The 13,686-nt window shown below is 68.9% G+C and carries 15 protein-coding genes; 2 read left to right on the top strand and 13 right to left on the bottom strand.

Annotated features, from left to right (window positions below):
• Positions 1 to 5: 5 nt before the first annotated feature.
• Positions 6 to 1,049 (bottom strand): NAD-dependent epimerase/dehydratase family protein, encoded by a 1,044-nt coding sequence (locus ACT535_RS06270; protein ID WP_476323385.1) that lies wholly within the window; start codon positions 1,047 to 1,049, stop codon positions 6 to 8.
• 293 nt (positions 1,050 to 1,342) lie between these two features.
• Between ACT535_RS06270 and ACT535_RS06265 the strand changes: the two genes are divergently transcribed.
• Together ACT535_RS06265 and ACT535_RS06260 are read left to right on the top strand one after the other, a co-directional pair.
• Positions 1,343 to 2,197 carry an IclR family transcriptional regulator gene (locus tag ACT535_RS06265; protein ID WP_476363709.1) on the top strand — a complete coding sequence of 285 codons (855 nt, stop codon included), beginning with the start codon at positions 1,343 to 1,345 and terminating at the stop codon, positions 2,195 to 2,197.
• 25 nt (positions 2,198 to 2,222) lie between these two features.
• A complete protein-coding gene (locus ACT535_RS06260) occupies positions 2,223 to 3,635 on the top strand; it encodes a mandelate racemase (protein ID WP_476363708.1) in 1,413 nt (470 codons plus the stop codon).
• Here ACT535_RS06260 and ACT535_RS06255 read toward each other — a convergent pair.
• From ACT535_RS06255 to moxJ, 12 genes are all read right to left on the bottom strand, one after another.
• Positions 3,622 to 4,527 (bottom strand): AEC family transporter, encoded by a 906-nt coding sequence (locus ACT535_RS06255; RefSeq protein ID WP_476363707.1) that lies wholly within the window; start codon positions 4,525 to 4,527, stop codon positions 3,622 to 3,624. The genes ACT535_RS06260 and ACT535_RS06255 overlap by 14 nt on opposite strands.
• Positions 4,528 to 4,596: 69 nt before the next feature.
• Entirely contained in the window at positions 4,597 to 5,538 is a 942-nt protein-coding gene (locus ACT535_RS06250; RefSeq protein WP_476363706.1) for a YncE family protein, read from the bottom strand.
• A 2-nt stretch (positions 5,539 to 5,540) separates the two neighbouring features.
• Entirely contained in the window at positions 5,541 to 6,089 is a 549-nt protein-coding gene (locus ACT535_RS06245; RefSeq protein WP_476363705.1) for an SRPBCC family protein, read from the bottom strand.
• Positions 6,086 to 7,060, bottom strand: coding sequence for a vWA domain-containing protein (locus ACT535_RS06240; RefSeq protein WP_476363704.1), 975 nt, complete (start codon positions 7,058 to 7,060; stop codon positions 6,086 to 6,088). Before ACT535_RS06240 ends, ACT535_RS06245 begins: the two co-directional genes overlap by 4 nt.
• Positions 7,060 to 7,638: a hypothetical protein gene (locus ACT535_RS06235; protein WP_476363703.1), complete on the bottom strand. Its 579-nt coding sequence runs from the start codon at positions 7,636 to 7,638 to the stop codon at positions 7,060 to 7,062. The genes ACT535_RS06240 and ACT535_RS06235 overlap by 1 nt, the downstream gene beginning before the upstream one ends.
• On the bottom strand, positions 7,635 to 8,678 hold the full coding sequence (locus tag ACT535_RS06230) for a vWA domain-containing protein (RefSeq protein ID WP_476363702.1): 1,044 nt from the start codon (positions 8,676 to 8,678) through the stop codon (positions 7,635 to 7,637). The genes ACT535_RS06235 and ACT535_RS06230 overlap by 4 nt, the downstream gene beginning before the upstream one ends.
• Positions 8,678 to 9,646 carry a nonribosomal peptide synthetase MxaA gene (locus ACT535_RS06225; protein WP_476363701.1) on the bottom strand — a complete coding sequence of 323 codons (969 nt, stop codon included), beginning with the start codon at positions 9,644 to 9,646 and terminating at the stop codon, positions 8,678 to 8,680. The genes ACT535_RS06230 and ACT535_RS06225 overlap by 1 nt, the downstream gene beginning before the upstream one ends.
• Entirely contained in the window at positions 9,633 to 10,502 is an 870-nt protein-coding gene (locus tag ACT535_RS06220) for a DUF58 domain-containing protein (protein WP_476363700.1), read from the bottom strand. Before ACT535_RS06220 ends, ACT535_RS06225 begins: the two co-directional genes overlap by 14 nt.
• On the bottom strand, positions 10,499 to 11,530 hold the full coding sequence (locus tag ACT535_RS06215; protein WP_476363699.1) for an AAA family ATPase: 1,032 nt from the start codon (positions 11,528 to 11,530) through the stop codon (positions 10,499 to 10,501). The genes ACT535_RS06220 and ACT535_RS06215 overlap by 4 nt, the downstream gene beginning before the upstream one ends.
• Before the next feature lie 182 nt (positions 11,531 to 11,712).
• Positions 11,713 to 12,000 carry a methanol dehydrogenase [cytochrome c] subunit gene (locus tag ACT535_RS06210; protein WP_168461221.1) on the bottom strand — a complete coding sequence of 96 codons (288 nt, stop codon included), beginning with the start codon at positions 11,998 to 12,000 and terminating at the stop codon, positions 11,713 to 11,715.
• A gap of 46 nt (positions 12,001 to 12,046) precedes the next feature.
• Positions 12,047 to 12,649 carry a cytochrome c(L), periplasmic gene (moxG, locus tag ACT535_RS06205; protein WP_168460889.1) on the bottom strand — a complete coding sequence of 201 codons (603 nt, stop codon included), beginning with the start codon at positions 12,647 to 12,649 and terminating at the stop codon, positions 12,047 to 12,049.
• Between the two features lie 45 nt (positions 12,650 to 12,694).
• Positions 12,695 to 13,654 carry a methanol oxidation system protein MoxJ gene (gene moxJ, locus ACT535_RS06200; protein WP_476363698.1) on the bottom strand — a complete coding sequence of 320 codons (960 nt, stop codon included), beginning with the start codon at positions 13,652 to 13,654 and terminating at the stop codon, positions 12,695 to 12,697.
• Positions 13,655 to 13,686 lie beyond the last annotated feature (32 nt).

The following is a 13,686-nucleotide window of genomic DNA, read 5'->3' as shown; positions in this document are numbered from 1 at the left end:
GGCGCTCAGAAGAGGCCGTCGCGGACTTCGTACCGCGTGGGCTTGCCATAGATGGCGCCGCCCTTCTCCACCCAGTGGGCCACCCAGTCGATCATCCGCGCGAGCGGCACGTTGGGATAGCCGAACAGGCGCTGGGCCTGGAAGGTGCTGTTGGCCCAGCCGGTGGGCTCCTCCTCGCCCTCGAAGATGGGCGCCTTGCCGAACTTCTCGCCGAACGCATGGGCGATGGCCCGCACGCTCGCCTGCTCCGGCCCACCGATGTTGATGGGCGTGGTGGGCACCGTGCAGTGCTTCAGGCAGCGCAGGATCTGCGCGTTGGAATCCCCCTGCCAGATCACGCTGGCATGGCCGGTGCGGATGGGGATCGGCTCGCCGCGATGGACCCAGCTGGCGATGTCGTGCAGCACGCCGTAGCGCAGGTCGATGGCATAGTTCAGCCGGGCAAGGCGGCCGGGCGTGCCATGGATGTGGGAGCCGTATTCAAACGCCCGCTCGCGACCGACGCAGGAGTTGGCATAGTCGCCAACGGGGCGCGGCTGCACCCGCTCGTCCCAGCCATTGTGGGCGAAGACGCCGAAGGGATAGACGCACAGGGTGGAGAAGGCGACGATCCTGCTGTCGCGGAAGTGGGAGGCGACGGTCGCGGGCACCATGGTGTTCATGGCCCAGGCGAAGGAGGGGTCGTCATTGGTGCCGAACTTCTTGCCGGCCATGTAGACCACGTTCTTCACCTTGGGCAGCTGCGCGACGGCCTCCGCGTCCAGCAGGTCGCAGCGGATGGTCTCGATGCCGAAGCCCTCCAGCTCCTCCTTGGACCCAGCTTCAGAGAAGCGCGCGACCCCGATCACCCTTTTCTCCGGCGCGGCGCGCTTGGCCATGCGGGCGAGGGAGGGGCCCACCTTGCCGGCGACACCGAGGACGATGATGTCCCCGTCCAGAGTGGCGAAGTCGTCCACCAGCCCCTGGGTGGGACGGGAGACCAGCTCCTCAAGCTGCTCCTCGGTCTCGATCAGGTCCGGCACGGTGTCGAAGGTCAGGCGTTCACTCACGAATCCGCTCCCATTTTTCCTGACAGGCCTCGAATGGCACCCGAACGGGGGATGAACCGCACCGAACCGGGGCCTGAACGGCCCCGAACCTTGCTCGGTTCAGGTGCCGGCCTGCTTGTTTATTGGGTAACGCCGTTACCCATATCTATAGGGCTAGATTCGTCCAAAGTCGGAGTCAAGCGGGTATTTTCGGTTCCGCATCGCAGTTTGAGCCGCGATCCGGCCTTGCCACGCTCGAAATCATGGATAACATCGTTATCAGTGATTGCCGGGTGCGTTGAAGGGTAGATGAGATGGCGAAAGTTGCGGCCGGGGCCCCTCCCCAGAAAGTCGACGAGACCATCGTCTCGGTGGAGCGCGCCTTCGACATCATCGGGATGCTGGCCGATTCCGTGGACGGCTTCCCGCTGGCCGAGATCGCCCGTCGCCTGGACCTGAACAAGGCCATCGTCTCCAAGCTGTTGAACACGCTGGAGTCGCAGATGCTGGTGTGGCGCGATGAGCGCGCCCAGCGCTATTACCTCACCTACCGCATCAGCAACCTCGGCCTGCGCCACCTGCAGACGAGCCGGTTGCTGGACCAGTGCTCCGCGGCGCTCCGCCAGCTGGCGGAAGAGACCGGAGAACTGGTGCGCCTCGCCATCGTCGAGCCGGGCGGGCAGAGAATCGTGTGGGTGCAATCCTTTGCGGGCAGCAAGAGGTCGCTGCGCATCGATCCCAATTACACGCTGGAGATCGGCCTCCACACCCATGCCACCGGCAAGGCGTGGCTCTCGACGCTGCCCTTCGCCGATGCGCTCAAACTATTGATGCATCAGGGAATCGAGGCTTCGACCGCCTATTCCAAGACCTCCATTTCCGACATCCGCGCGGAGCTGGAGGAGGTGGCACGGCGCGGCTTCGCGCTGAGCTATGAGGAGAACGAGCTGGGCGTGGGCGCCGTCGCCGCCCCCATCCTCGCCTCGACGCTGGGCGGGGCGCCCGAATGCGTGGGCGTGGTGAGTCTTGCGGCCCCCACCAACCGCATGAGCCGGGCGGACCTCGAAAGCTGCGGGTCCTTCGTAATGGCGACCACCCGCCGCCTGGGCGAGACCTGGCCGCTGGAGGCCCGCGCCCGCAGCGGCGCCTTCCCGCGCATGGTGGAATAACCCGCGCAAACACAAGGATAAAATCATGGGAGAGGACGCGGCGCCGCGCGTGCGGCTGGCCGAGGCGAACCTGCGCGAGCGCGCCGCCAAGCTGCGCATGCCGTTCCGCTTCGGCGTCGCCACGCTGCGCGAGGTGCGGCAGGCCGAACTGACCGTGCGGATCGAGGCGACGGACGGGCGCGGCGCGGTCGGCATCGCCGCCGAATGCCTTCTGCCCAAATGGTTCGACAAGAATCCCGCGCTCTCCGACGACGACAATGTGGAGCAGCTGCGCACGTCGCTGGCGATCGCGCTGGAGCTATACGCCGCTTTGCCGGCGGACACGCCGTTCGGTCTTTCCGCAAGCGTTTACAAGGAGCAGCAGGCGCGTTGCGCGGCGCTGGGGCTCAATCCGCTGGTCGCCTCCTACGGCCCCGCGCTGGTGGACAGGGCCATTCTGGATGCCACGGGGCGGATGCTCGGCCTGTCCTTCGCTTCGATGGTCCGGAGCAACGTCGCAGGTATCACCGTTAGCTCAGGCCTGACCGACGACCTTGAGGGCTTCAACATCGCCCAATTCCTGGGCAATTTGCAGCCACAGGATACCATTGGCGTGCGCCATACGGTGGGCATGGTGGACGCCCTCACGGCCGCCGATCCCCTCGATGGCCCGGAAGATGGGCTGCCGCAAACCCTTGAGGATGTTGTCAAAACCTACGGCTGCCGCTTCTACAAGCTGAAGGCCGGCGGCGACATCGCCGCCGATCTCGACCGCCTCACCTGCATCGCCGCAGTGCTGGATTCAGGGACTGCCCAATATCACGTCACCTTGGATGGCAACGAGCAGTATTCGGATGTGGACGGCATCGTCGAACTCTGGCGGCGCATGTCGGAAACGCCTGCGCTGTCAAGGCTTTGTGCCTCTACCCTGTACATCGAGCAACCCATCCGCCGCGCCGTCGCGCTGGAGCGGGAGGTGGGGGTACTGGCACGCCTGAAGCCGGTGATGATCGACGAATCGGACGCCACCCTGGATGCCTTTCCGCAGGCTATCTCATTGGGATATCAAGGGGCTTCCAGCAAGACCTGCAAGGGCTTCTACAAATCCATCCTCAACGCCGCTCGCATCGAGAAGCGCAACGCGGAGTTGGGCGAAAGCCGATTTTTCCTTTCCGCAGAAGACCTTTGCACCTGGTCCGGCATCAGCACCCAGCAGGATCTCGCCCTCGTCTCCCTGCTGGGTCTCACCCATGTGGAACGCAACGGCCATCACTATCTGGACGGCATGTCGTTTGCGCCGGAGGGGGAGCAGGACGCGTTCCTCGCCGCCCACGGCGACCTCTACCATCGCCCCCCCGGCGGGCCTGTCCGCCTCGCCGTCAGGCAAGGGGCGGTCAGCCTGAAATCGCTGCAGTGCCAAGGCTTTGCTGTCGGCGTCCCGCCGCTCATGGGTGGATGACGAGGCCCCACCACATCCACGCGGTGAGCATGGAAAGCGGCACGCCGATGCCGATGACGAGGGCCACGAGGTCCGGCTCCAGATCATGATCCAGCGCGATGATGCTGGCGCCCAGCATGGGCGGCATGGCCATCTCCAGCATCGCCACCTGCGCCACCGGATCGCCGGTCCGTCCCAGCGCCGCATACATGAGGAAAATCGCCAGCGGCGCCAGCAGCAGCCGATAGCCGAGCCCCACCGCCAGCGCGCCGACACGGCCGGAAATGCGATCAAAACGAAGGGCATAGCCTACAGCCGCCAAGGCAATGGGGGTGAGCGTCTGGGCCAGCGCCTCGACCAGTTGGTCGAGCCAGTCGGGGCGCGGCAAGTCATTGGTGGCAAAGGCGATCAGGATGGCCCAGAAGGGCGGGAAGGTGCCGATGCGCTTGGCCACCGCCCGCCAGTCGAAATGCCCCGCGCTCGCCACGGCGGCGATGGCGAGGCCCAGCGTGGACAAGGCGAGGTAGGAGCCGAACAGGTCGATGACGATGCCCAGCCCCAGCCACTGGCTGCCGGCGAAGGCCGCGATCATGGGCAAGCCGACAAACGAGGTGTTGCCCCAGCCGCCCACCAAAAGCAGCGCGCCGGCCCGCCGATGCGACCAGCCGAACGCCCGGCAAAGCGGCACCACCACAAGGATTGCGAGGAGCGCGCCCATCCACGGCGTCGCCGCGGCCAGCCACCAGCCGTCGTCCATTTTCAGGTGATGGACGCTCCTGATCGCGGCCGCCGGCAGGGCGACATTGATGACCCAGCCGCCGAAGGCCTTGGTGGCGGTGTCCGGCAGACGGCCGGACCAGCGCAGCACGATGCCGATCAGAAGGCAGGTGAAGATGAGTGAGATTTCGTGCATGGCCCCGTTCCCGCAGTCCCGGCCATACGGACCGCGGCTGAAACTTGGGCGCAAGCGGAATTTCGGGCCTCAGGGCACCAGCGCCATCACCCGCGGCCCGTCGCAGACGGGGATGCGGGCGGTGATGACGAAATCATCGAGGGCCACCGCCGTGACGCGGTTGGCAAACCACTCGGCCACATAGGCGCGCCCGGCCGCCCTATCCACGAGAACGTCCTCGGGCGAGCCGCCGAGGCGCAGGCGCTTGGTGATGGAGGCCGTCCCAGGATCGATCAGGTCCAGCGTGCCTGCCTGCTGGTCGGTGGCGAGCAGAAGTCCCCGGCCGGGCTGGAAGGCGACGCCATAGGGCATCTTCATGCCGCCGATTCGCGTTGCGCGGTGATCCGCCTTGGCGATCAGCGTGACATCCCCGCTGCGCACATCCGCCACCGCCACGAGAGCCGGATCGGAGGCATCGAGCGCATAGGGCGCCCGGCCCACCGGGATGGCGCCGGTGCGGGTGAAGGCGGGCAGGGCGATGAGGCTCACGGCATCGCTTTCCCGGTCGGCGCTATAGAGCGTGCGGCCGTCCGGATCGATGGCGAGATGGGCCGGGGCACGGCCCACGCCAAGCGTGCCGGTGATGGCGAGGGTGCGCGGATCGACGCGGAAAATCCTGTCGCCCGACCAATCACTGACATAGAGCGCTGCCCCGTCCGGTGCCGCTGCGATGCCGAACGGCTGGCCGCCGATGCGGGCGGTGGCCGTGACCGTCCGTGCCTTCACATCGAGCCGGGTGAGGAGGCCGATGTCCGGATGGGTGATGAAGGCAAAGGCGCCATCCGGAGACAGCGCGATCGCGGCCGGCACCTTGTCCACCTTCACCCGCGCCGACACCGTGGCGGTCGCGGTGTCGATCACCGCCACTTCGGCCCCGCCCTGGCAGACAGCAAGGAGGGTGCCGGCGGTGGCGGGCAAGCTCCAGCCGAGGGCGAGGAGGGCGAGTGAGAGGACGGTGAGTGCCGCCGGCAACCTCACTTCCCCTCGGCCTTGGTCTTGAGCCCGTTGACGCCGGCCTCGAAGAAGGCCGTCATGGCGGCCACGGCGGCCTCGTCATTCAGTTCGTCGGGCGGGTAATTGGACGTGTCGCCGCGATAGAAGCGGCCGGCCATCACCACCTCGCTCTTGCCTCCGCCGGCGTCGTTCACGCTGAGGGTGATAGTGTAGAAGCTCACCGGCAGCGCCTCCACATTCTCGGTGTTGAGCCGCCAGGAGAGGCTGCGCTGGGCCGCATCGACATCATCGAGGCCGTCGGTGATCTCGCCCTTCTCCAACACCAGCACGCGCTCCGCGCCGGCCGCGTTGCCGCCCTTGGCCTTCACCGCCTTCACCATGGGATGCCAGGCGCCGATGCCGGCGAAATCGCCCGCGATCTTCCACACGGCGTCGGGCGTCGCCGCCACGGTGGCCTTGGCCTCCGCCTTCTGCGGCGTCGGCCCGTGGGCCTGCGCGGGCGCGGCAAGCGCAAGGAGGAGGCCGAGGGCGGGCAGCACAGCGCGGCGGAAGAGGCGGGCAAAGATCATGACGCGGAAATCCTTCGGTTACGCAGAAAATCGGGGCGCCGGTCCCAGGCCTGGGCGAGGTAGAGCGCGGCAAGCAGCAGCAAGGCGAGGGCGGCCGGCAGCGGGGCGGTGTCCATCGTGCCTGCGACCGGACGTGGCCGGGCCGACGCCCTGACTTCGGCGGCGAGGGCGGCGGCGTCCGCGAGCGGTGCGTAGGCGAGGCCCGTTGCATGGGCCAGGTCCTTCAGGTGGTCGGTGCGGACCGCGCTGAGATGTTCCTGCCCCGTCGCCTCCTCCGCGCCCCACGGGGCGTTGCGCGGGTGCCAGCCTTCGCGCTGCTCGGAGCCGGAGGGCGGCAGGCCGTGGCGGTTTTCCTGCGGCACGTCGGTCATGGCGTAGAAGCCGATTTCCCGCCCGTCCCTGTCGAACTTGGGGATCGGCGCCGGCTCGGTGCCGCCGACGCCGACGATCAGCCCGCGCACCTTGCCCGGCTCGCCGGCAAAGGCAGGCGCACCCGAGGTCGGCAGCGGCGGCGCCTCCTGCCCGTCGGTGAAGAAGAGAAGATCGGCGTCGAGCGGTCCGGCGAGGTCGATGGCGGAAGAGAGGCCGGCATAGATGTAGCTGTCGCCCTCCCATGCCATCCGCCAGTCGAGCGCGCCGATGGCGCCGTCGAGGGGGGCGAAGTCGGTGCAGACCTCCACCGGCTCGAACAGCAGATAGGTGCGCCGTTCGGTGAAGATGCCGAGCCCCATGCGCGAGCCGCACGGCAGCCGGGCCGCGAGAGCGCTCAGGGTCCGCTTCACCGTGTCGAGCCGCGAGGCCGGGCGGCCCTCGAAGCTGTAGTCGCGCACGTTCATGGAACCGGTGATGTCCACGACCGCCAGCAGCCGGTAGGCGTCGGACGGCCGTTGATGCCGCGGCGCGATGATGGCCGCGAGCGCCAGGAGGAACGCCGTGGCGAGGGCGAGGGTGCGCGCGTCCGGGCGCCGCATCAGGGCAGGCCCTTGGGCAGGCCGGGAAGGTCGGTCCACAGGCGCTTCGGCGTCTCCTGCGCCTCGTCCTGCTGCTCCTGCTCGATCTGGGGGAAATCGCGCACCAGGCGCATGGCGATGTCGAGATTGTATTTGGCGTCCCAGAAATCCGGCGCGCGCGCCAGCGCCGCGCGATAGCCGGCCTTGGCGAGGCGCACCTGCGGTACAGCGGGGTCGATCTCGGTCTTCTCCAGAAACGAGATGGCGATGGCGAGACGGGCGTTGGCGAGGTCGTAGAGGCCGGCCACCGCAAACGGGCTGCGGTCCGCCGCGAGCCGGTCCACCAGTGGCTGCGCCTCGTCAAGCCGGTCGCGGATCATCAGGAAATGCGCCCGGGCGAGGAGCACGCGGTCCGGCGCGTTGAGTTCGACCGGCACGTCGCGTCCGGTGGCGAGGGCGGCGATGGTGCGGTTGGCGGCGGCGTTCAGGGCCATGCGGATGCCGGTGACGGCGATTACGACCAGCGCGCCGGCCAGCACCGTGACGGCGGCCAGCGCGGCGAGGCGGCGGTGCCTGATGGGTGACAAGCGCTGCCTCATGCCGCGCTCCGCGTGTCGATGCCTGCAGCGGCAGATGTGGCGCTCCGCCGGCTCCCGAGGCCGCGCTCGCCGAGCCGGGCAGCGAGAAGCAGCGCGCACGCGGCGGCGGCGACGGCGTAGCACAGGCGCGCCAGATCTCGGCGCGGGATGCGTTCCAGATAAGGAATGGGCTGGCTCTCCTGCCGGTCGATCTCGGCGATGGCGTCGGCGACGGCCTCGGGGCTGCCGGCCTCGAAGGCGCGGTAGGGCACGCCGAGGCTGGCGAGGAAAAGGTTGAGGTGCCGCTCGGGCATGGCCTGCGGCGTGTCCTCGCCGGGCACGCGGGGCTTGTCGAAGATCCCGAGGGAGCCGACGGTGCGCAGGAACAGCCAATAGAGCCGCACCGGCGCGCGCTTCAGGGAATCCCGCAGCGCCGCCTGCACCCGGGGGTCGATGACGGCGGCACCGTCCGACACCAGCAGCACGGCGCGCGAGCCGCCGGACGCGGCTGATGCGTCGAAGCTGTCGAGGGCGAGGGCAAGGCCCCGACCCACGTCGGTCAGGGCGAGGCCCGGCCGATCGATGGCCGCCACCGCCGCGGCCACCGCATCGTGGTGGTCGGTCAGCGGCAGCACCGGGATGGGCGAGGTGGAGAAGGCGGCAATGCCGATGCGGTCCCGCGGGCGGCGGCCGAGGAATTCGGTGAGCAGGCGCTTCGCCGCGGCGGATTTCGATTCCTCCCCGGCGCCCGGTGCGCGATCGGCGAAGGTGTTGTCCATGCTGGCAGAGCGGTCGATGAGCAGCATCAGATTGGCGCCCGAGCCGATGCGCTCGACCTCCCGCGCCTTCAGGTGCAGCCCGGCGAGGCCGAGCACGAGGGCGGCGATGGCAAACGCACCGATGAGGCGGATACCGAGGGACACGGCAATCGACAGCCCGTCGCGCGGCACCAGAGCCACCGCCGGCAGCACGACGCCGCGCAGGGGCAATGCGGCGAGCGGCAGCAGGGCGAGGGCGAGCAGGAACAGGAGCGCGGCATGGTCCACCTCGAGGCCGAACATCACGCGGCCTCCCTGCGCGTTCCGTCCTGTCGCGTTCCCTCCTGTCGCATGCCGCCCCGCCGCTCCACGGCGGCGAGCCGCCGGGCAAGGTCGAGCAGGGCATGGGGCGGCACCAGGGCCATCGCCTTTTCCGGGGCATCGCCGAAGAAGGCGATACGGGACGCGGTGAAGAGGTTCTGAATCGCCTCGGCCTCGCCCGCCAACGCGGGCCTCTCTGCGAGGAAGGCGGGCACGTCCTCGCCGAAAAGCCGTTGTCCGGCGGCATCGTCGAAAGCGCGGTGGAGGAGTTGCAGGGCATCCTCATAGCCGAGCGGCGCGTCGAGGTCGGGTAGCCGGCGCATGTGGCGCAAGGCGAGCGCGAAGGGGCGGCGCCGGCCGGCGAACGGTCCCCAGCCCGAGGCCGCCGCGAAGGCGAGGAGGCTGGCCGCCGCAACGGCCGCCGCCGCTGCGGCGAGCCGTGCGTCTCCCGCGAGGGGATAGGGGCGCGGGCGGATATCCGGCTGCAGCGCCATGGGATTGCCCCGCTGGCTGGCGACCAGCTCGCGCAATGGCGAGGAGACGAAGGTCCAGGCGGGGATGGTCAGGGTCTGCCGCGCATCGCCGTTGCGGGCGGCCAGCGGCACGGCGGGAATATCGAGCGCGCGGGGCTCCAGCGGGGAATAGAAGGTCTGGTAGGTGAGGGTGAGGCGATAGCGCGGGGCGCCGTCTGGCGCGGTCCCGGGCTTCACGTCGAGGCGTTTCAGATCGAGCCAGTAGGTGACGGGACGTGGCCGGGGCAGGGAACTTTCGTCGAGGCGCCACCCCGCATCGAGGGTCACGACCGCCTCCAGGGTGAGGGTGTCGCCGATGAGATAGCCGAAGGCGCGCGGCGCATAGAGGTCCACCCCCGCCGCGCGGGCGGGCAGCGCCACGAGCAGCCCGCCGGCGAGCGCGAGGGCCGCACGCCGCCACGGCCTAGCGGCGGGCAAGGAAGGCGACCAGCGCATCGGCATCGAACCGGTCCACGAGGTGGAAGGGCGTGTGTCCGCGAGCGGCGAAGCGCGCCTCAAGAGCCGCGATCCTGGCCTGTGCCGCCGCCTGCCAACGTGCCCTCAGGCCCGGCCGCATGAACACGAGCCGTCGTGCGCCCGTCTCGGAATCGGCGACCTCCATCAGGCCCCAGGCCGGCACGTCGCCCTCCGCGCGGCTGTCGCGCACCACCACGGGCACCACATCGTGCCGCCACAGGCCGTCGAGCAGCCCGTCGAGGTCGGCCTCGGGCATGAGGAAATCCGAGACAAGAAAGACCAGGCAGCGGCGGCGCGGCAGGCGCTCGGCCGCCGCCGCAAGACCCTGCGCGCTCTTTCCCAAGGGTGTCGCGGCGGAGACGGTCGCAGACACCTGCGCGACGAGCCCGCGGCGCCGCGTGGCGGGAATGAACGCGTCCTCGCGCAGATCCCCGCCGGCGCCCAGCAGCGTGAATTCATCCCCCGTGGCAGCGGCAGAGGCGGCGAGCGTGGCCGCGAGGTGCGCCACCTCCGCGCCCGTGCCGTCGAAGCCCATGGAGCCGGACAGGTCTGTCAGCACGGCGACGGTGGTGGCGCGGCGTGGTGCGAAGGTGCGTACATGAACGCCCTCGAACGGGTCGCGGAGCGAGGCGCGCAGGTCGATGCGGCGCGGATCGGGCCGGGCGACCAGGGGAACGAGGGCACGAAAGGTGCCGTCACCGCCATCGCCCTGTCCCGGATGGGCACCGGGACGCACCCCGCGCGGGCGCCAGCGCAGCCGATAGGGCAGCACCTTGCCGCCGTGATCGTCGTCGGCTTCTCCGGTGAGGCGGCTCATGGCGCGGGCACCGTGGCGAAGGCGGCGCGGCAGAGGTCGGCGGCGATTTCCTCGCGGCGCATCTCATAGACCGGATCGAAGAAGATGCGATGGGCCATCACCTCCGGGAAGACCGCGCGCAGGTCTTCCGGCACGATCATGGTTCGGCCTTCCAGCCAGGCGCGCACCCGCGCGGCGCGGATGAGATAGGACATGCCGCGCGGGCTGGCCCCGCCCTGCACCAGGCGATCCATGCGCACGCCGGGAAGCGTGATGCCGGCTCTCTCGGGCGTGCGGATCGCCTCCCACAGCGCGACCGTATAGGCGACGATGGCGTCGCTGGCGGGAATGGCGTTCTGGATCTCGCGGGCGACCTGATGAAGGCTGCGATGGTCGATGACCGCCTCCGGCACCTCCGAGATCAAAAGGTCGGTGTCGTGGAAGCGCGGGTCGAACACCAGGGCGCGGCGGGCCGCGAAATCCTCCGGTGTCTTCACCTGCACTTCCATGAAGAAGCGATCGCGGGCGGCGGCCGGAAGCTCGAACGTCTCCTCCCGTTCCACGCGGTTGCGGTCGGCGAACACCTGGAGGAAGGGAAAGACGTACTCGCGCCCGAAGGCGGAGACGGTGCGCTCGGCCATCAGCCGCAGCAGCATGGCGTGGACCTGCGGCCGCGCGCGGTTGATCTCGTTGAAGAAGAAGACCGCGAGGTCCGGCCCCCGGCGCAGCAGCGGGCCGGGATCGATCCGCGGGCGGCCGTCGTCGCCGATGCGTGCGTCGTAGACGAGATCCGCCGGCATGAGGTCGATGGTGCCTTCCACCCGCTCGTAGGCGCCGCCGATGGCGCGGGCGAGGGCGCGCAGCAGCGTGGTCTTGCCGACGCCCACGTCGCCCTCCAGCAGCACGTGGCCGCGGGCGAACACCGCAATGGTCAGGAGCCGGATGACCCGCTCCTGACCGAGCACGATGCGCCCGACCGCCCGCTCGAATTCGAGAGCCCGGGCGCGCCACTGGGCGAGCGCGCCCTCCGTGTCGGCGATGGCGTGCATGGGGTGTCCCTTCGGGCCGCGGTGAGGGGGCCTGTGCGGCAAGAAAGGCGCAGCCGACGGGGGCGGGAAGGGTGATCCCGCTCAGACCCGAGCGGCTGCGCCAGTTGCCCACCATCCATCGGAGGATTGCCCGGCTTCGCGGAAAGGCTCCGCCTTGCTGGTGGGGGTCGGGAAAGGCCGCGTCAGTTGGACGGGATCTTGCTCACGTCGTAGACGAACTGGCCGGTCTTCTGGAAATACTCGACGCGCTTCTTGTTGCGCGCTTCCATCTGGGTGATGGATTCGCCCTGCTTCGCCAGCTCAGCCGGGTTGTGCTTGGGATCGTACTTGCTGCCGGCGACCTTGTCGGGATAGCCGGGCTTGGGTTCCCAGCAATTGCCGGGCGCCTTGCAATTGGTGCCGTCATAGGCGGCGGCACCGCCGGCGGCCAGGGCCGTGACCGCGAACGCGGCGGCGGCGAGCACGGACATGCGAACCTTATGCGTCATCTGGTGTCCTCCCTTCTTACTTGCCTTCTCACTTGCTTCCGGCCGCGGTCGCGGCCGTCGCCTTGCACACCGGGGCCTTGTCGAGCTCCGGCGTCTTGTCTTCCTTGTCGTCGAAGCGCTTGAAGGCCGCGCGCTGCGCCGGAGTCAGCCACACCGCGTCGTTGGGATCGTCCTTGTAGATGTGGCGCACCCAGGCCATCACCAGCAGCATTTCGTCGAGGTTGAGCGCCCCGTACATGGGTCCCATCTGCCCCTGCGCGCCGCCGAAGATGGTCTCGAACAGGCCCTGATCGGTCATGTTCTTCGGGTAGGTCCAATAAGAGTCGTTGAGGCCGGGGCCGATCTTGCCCTCACCGTAGTGGCCGTGGCAGCCCGAGCACATGGACAGGAACAGATCCTTGCCCTTGGGCAGGCAGGTGGGGTTTTCCACGTAGATGTTCACCCCGGTGGCCAGGAACTTCTTCACCGCCTCCGTATCGCGGCCCTCGGCTGGGGCATCCGAGAGATCAAGCGGCTGGCCCGTCACCGTATTGGTGAAGTTGAGCGTGGCCTGCGCGGCAAGGGCGAAGCCGGACACGAAAGCGACGGCGAGGAGGGCCTTGACGCCCCGCGACAGAAAACGGCTGTGCATTGGACCTTCCAGAACTTCCGATGAAATGGCGACCTTCCGGCCGGCTCAGGAATTGGGCTTGAGCAGGGGAATGCCCTCGTCCGCGAGGATCTCGTCGATCTGCGGCCGCGCCTTCACCAGCGCCGCGTCGATCTCGGCGAGAAGGGCGTTGTCGCCGAGCCGCACGGCCACGGACTGATCGTAGTGAAGGGGCAGCTCGGTGCCGTCGAACTTGGTGACGGAATTGCCGGCAAGGTTCATGCGCAGCGGCACCTGTGAGGCCTTCACATAGCGCGCCACCTCCGGCGCGAAGGCGAAGGCGATGTCGGCCTCGCCATTGGCCACCTCGGAGACGACGCGTTCGCCCGGAACCTGCACATACTGGTTCCGCGGGGAGCGGAAGTTGACCAGGCTGTAGAGGTAGGCGGCATTGTCCTCATACTTGCCGAGGCGCTTCAGCACCGTCTCGCCGGGCGAATAGAAGCGGATGACGAAGCGGTTGAGCGCCTTCACCTGCGGGTCGTTCCAGTCGGCAGCGGTGATGTTGCGGTCGGCCTTGGTCACCAGCACGTAGGACGTGCGGTAGTAGGACTTGGAGCTGAGCACCCGCGCGTCGCCGGTGTCGACACCCATCACCACGTCGCAGAGCTTCGCGTCGAGCTGGTCGCGCACCTGGTAGATGGCAGGCTTGGAGGTCCATACGAAGACGGCCTTGCGGCCCATGGCCTGCGCCAGAACCCCGGCGATGCGGTTCTCGAACCCCTTTGCGTCCTTCTGGGAGAAGGGCGCCTCCACCTCGGAGGCGCAGACGCGCAGGATCGAGGGATCGGGCGGCGTCGCGGCCTGAGCCGGTGCGGCCGAGCCCTGGTTGGCGGTCTGCGGCGACATCTTGCCGGATTCCGCCGTCTGCGCGAGGGCCGGCGCGGCGAAGAGGGCCAGCGTGCCGGCGACAAGGGCTCCGGCAACGAGATGGCTGGTGGCGAATGTCGCGGCGTGGCGCGCAAGTGTGCTCGCAGAACAGGTCATCGGTTCAGCCTCCGTCTGGTTCGCATCCTCTC

Source organism: Xanthobacter sp. DMC12, from assembly GCF_056314105.1.
The sequence above is the reverse complement of the archived record's forward strand: the minus strand, read 5'-3'. Positions and strand labels throughout refer to the sequence as shown.

Bases quoted from the DNA above. Each gene is read 5' to 3' on its own strand.
- ACT535_RS06265 (WP_476363709.1), top strand. From the start codon at position 1,343: ATGGCGAAAGTTGCGGCCGGGGCCCCTCCCCAGAAAGTCGACGAGACC.
- ACT535_RS06260 (WP_476363708.1), top strand. From the start codon at position 2,223: ATGGGAGAGGACGCGGCGCCGCGCGTGCGGCTGGCCGAGGCGAACCTG.
- ACT535_RS06255 (WP_476363707.1), bottom strand. From the start codon at position 4,527: ATGCACGAAATCTCACTCATCTTCACCTGCCTTCTGATCGGCATCGTG.
- ACT535_RS06245 (WP_476363705.1), bottom strand. From the start codon at position 6,089: ATGATCTTTGCCCGCCTCTTCCGCCGCGCTGTGCTGCCCGCCCTCGGC.
- ACT535_RS06240 (WP_476363704.1), bottom strand. From the start codon at position 7,060: ATGCGGCGCCCGGACGCGCGCACCCTCGCCCTCGCCACGGCGTTCCTC.
- ACT535_RS06235 (WP_476363703.1), bottom strand. From the start codon at position 7,638: ATGAGGCAGCGCTTGTCACCCATCAGGCACCGCCGCCTCGCCGCGCTG.
- ACT535_RS06230 (WP_476363702.1), bottom strand. From the start codon at position 8,678: ATGTTCGGCCTCGAGGTGGACCATGCCGCGCTCCTGTTCCTGCTCGCC.
- ACT535_RS06220 (WP_476363700.1), bottom strand. From the start codon at position 10,502: ATGAGCCGCCTCACCGGAGAAGCCGACGACGATCACGGCGGCAAGGTG.
- ACT535_RS06215 (WP_476363699.1), bottom strand. From the start codon at position 11,530: ATGCACGCCATCGCCGACACGGAGGGCGCGCTCGCCCAGTGGCGCGCC.
- ACT535_RS06210 (WP_168461221.1), bottom strand. From the start codon at position 12,000: ATGTCCGTGCTCGCCGCCGCCGCGTTCGCGGTCACGGCCCTGGCCGCC.
- moxG (WP_168460889.1), bottom strand. From the start codon at position 12,649: ATGCACAGCCGTTTTCTGTCGCGGGGCGTCAAGGCCCTCCTCGCCGTC.
- moxJ (WP_476363698.1), bottom strand. From the start codon at position 13,654: ATGACCTGTTCTGCGAGCACACTTGCGCGCCACGCCGCGACATTCGCC.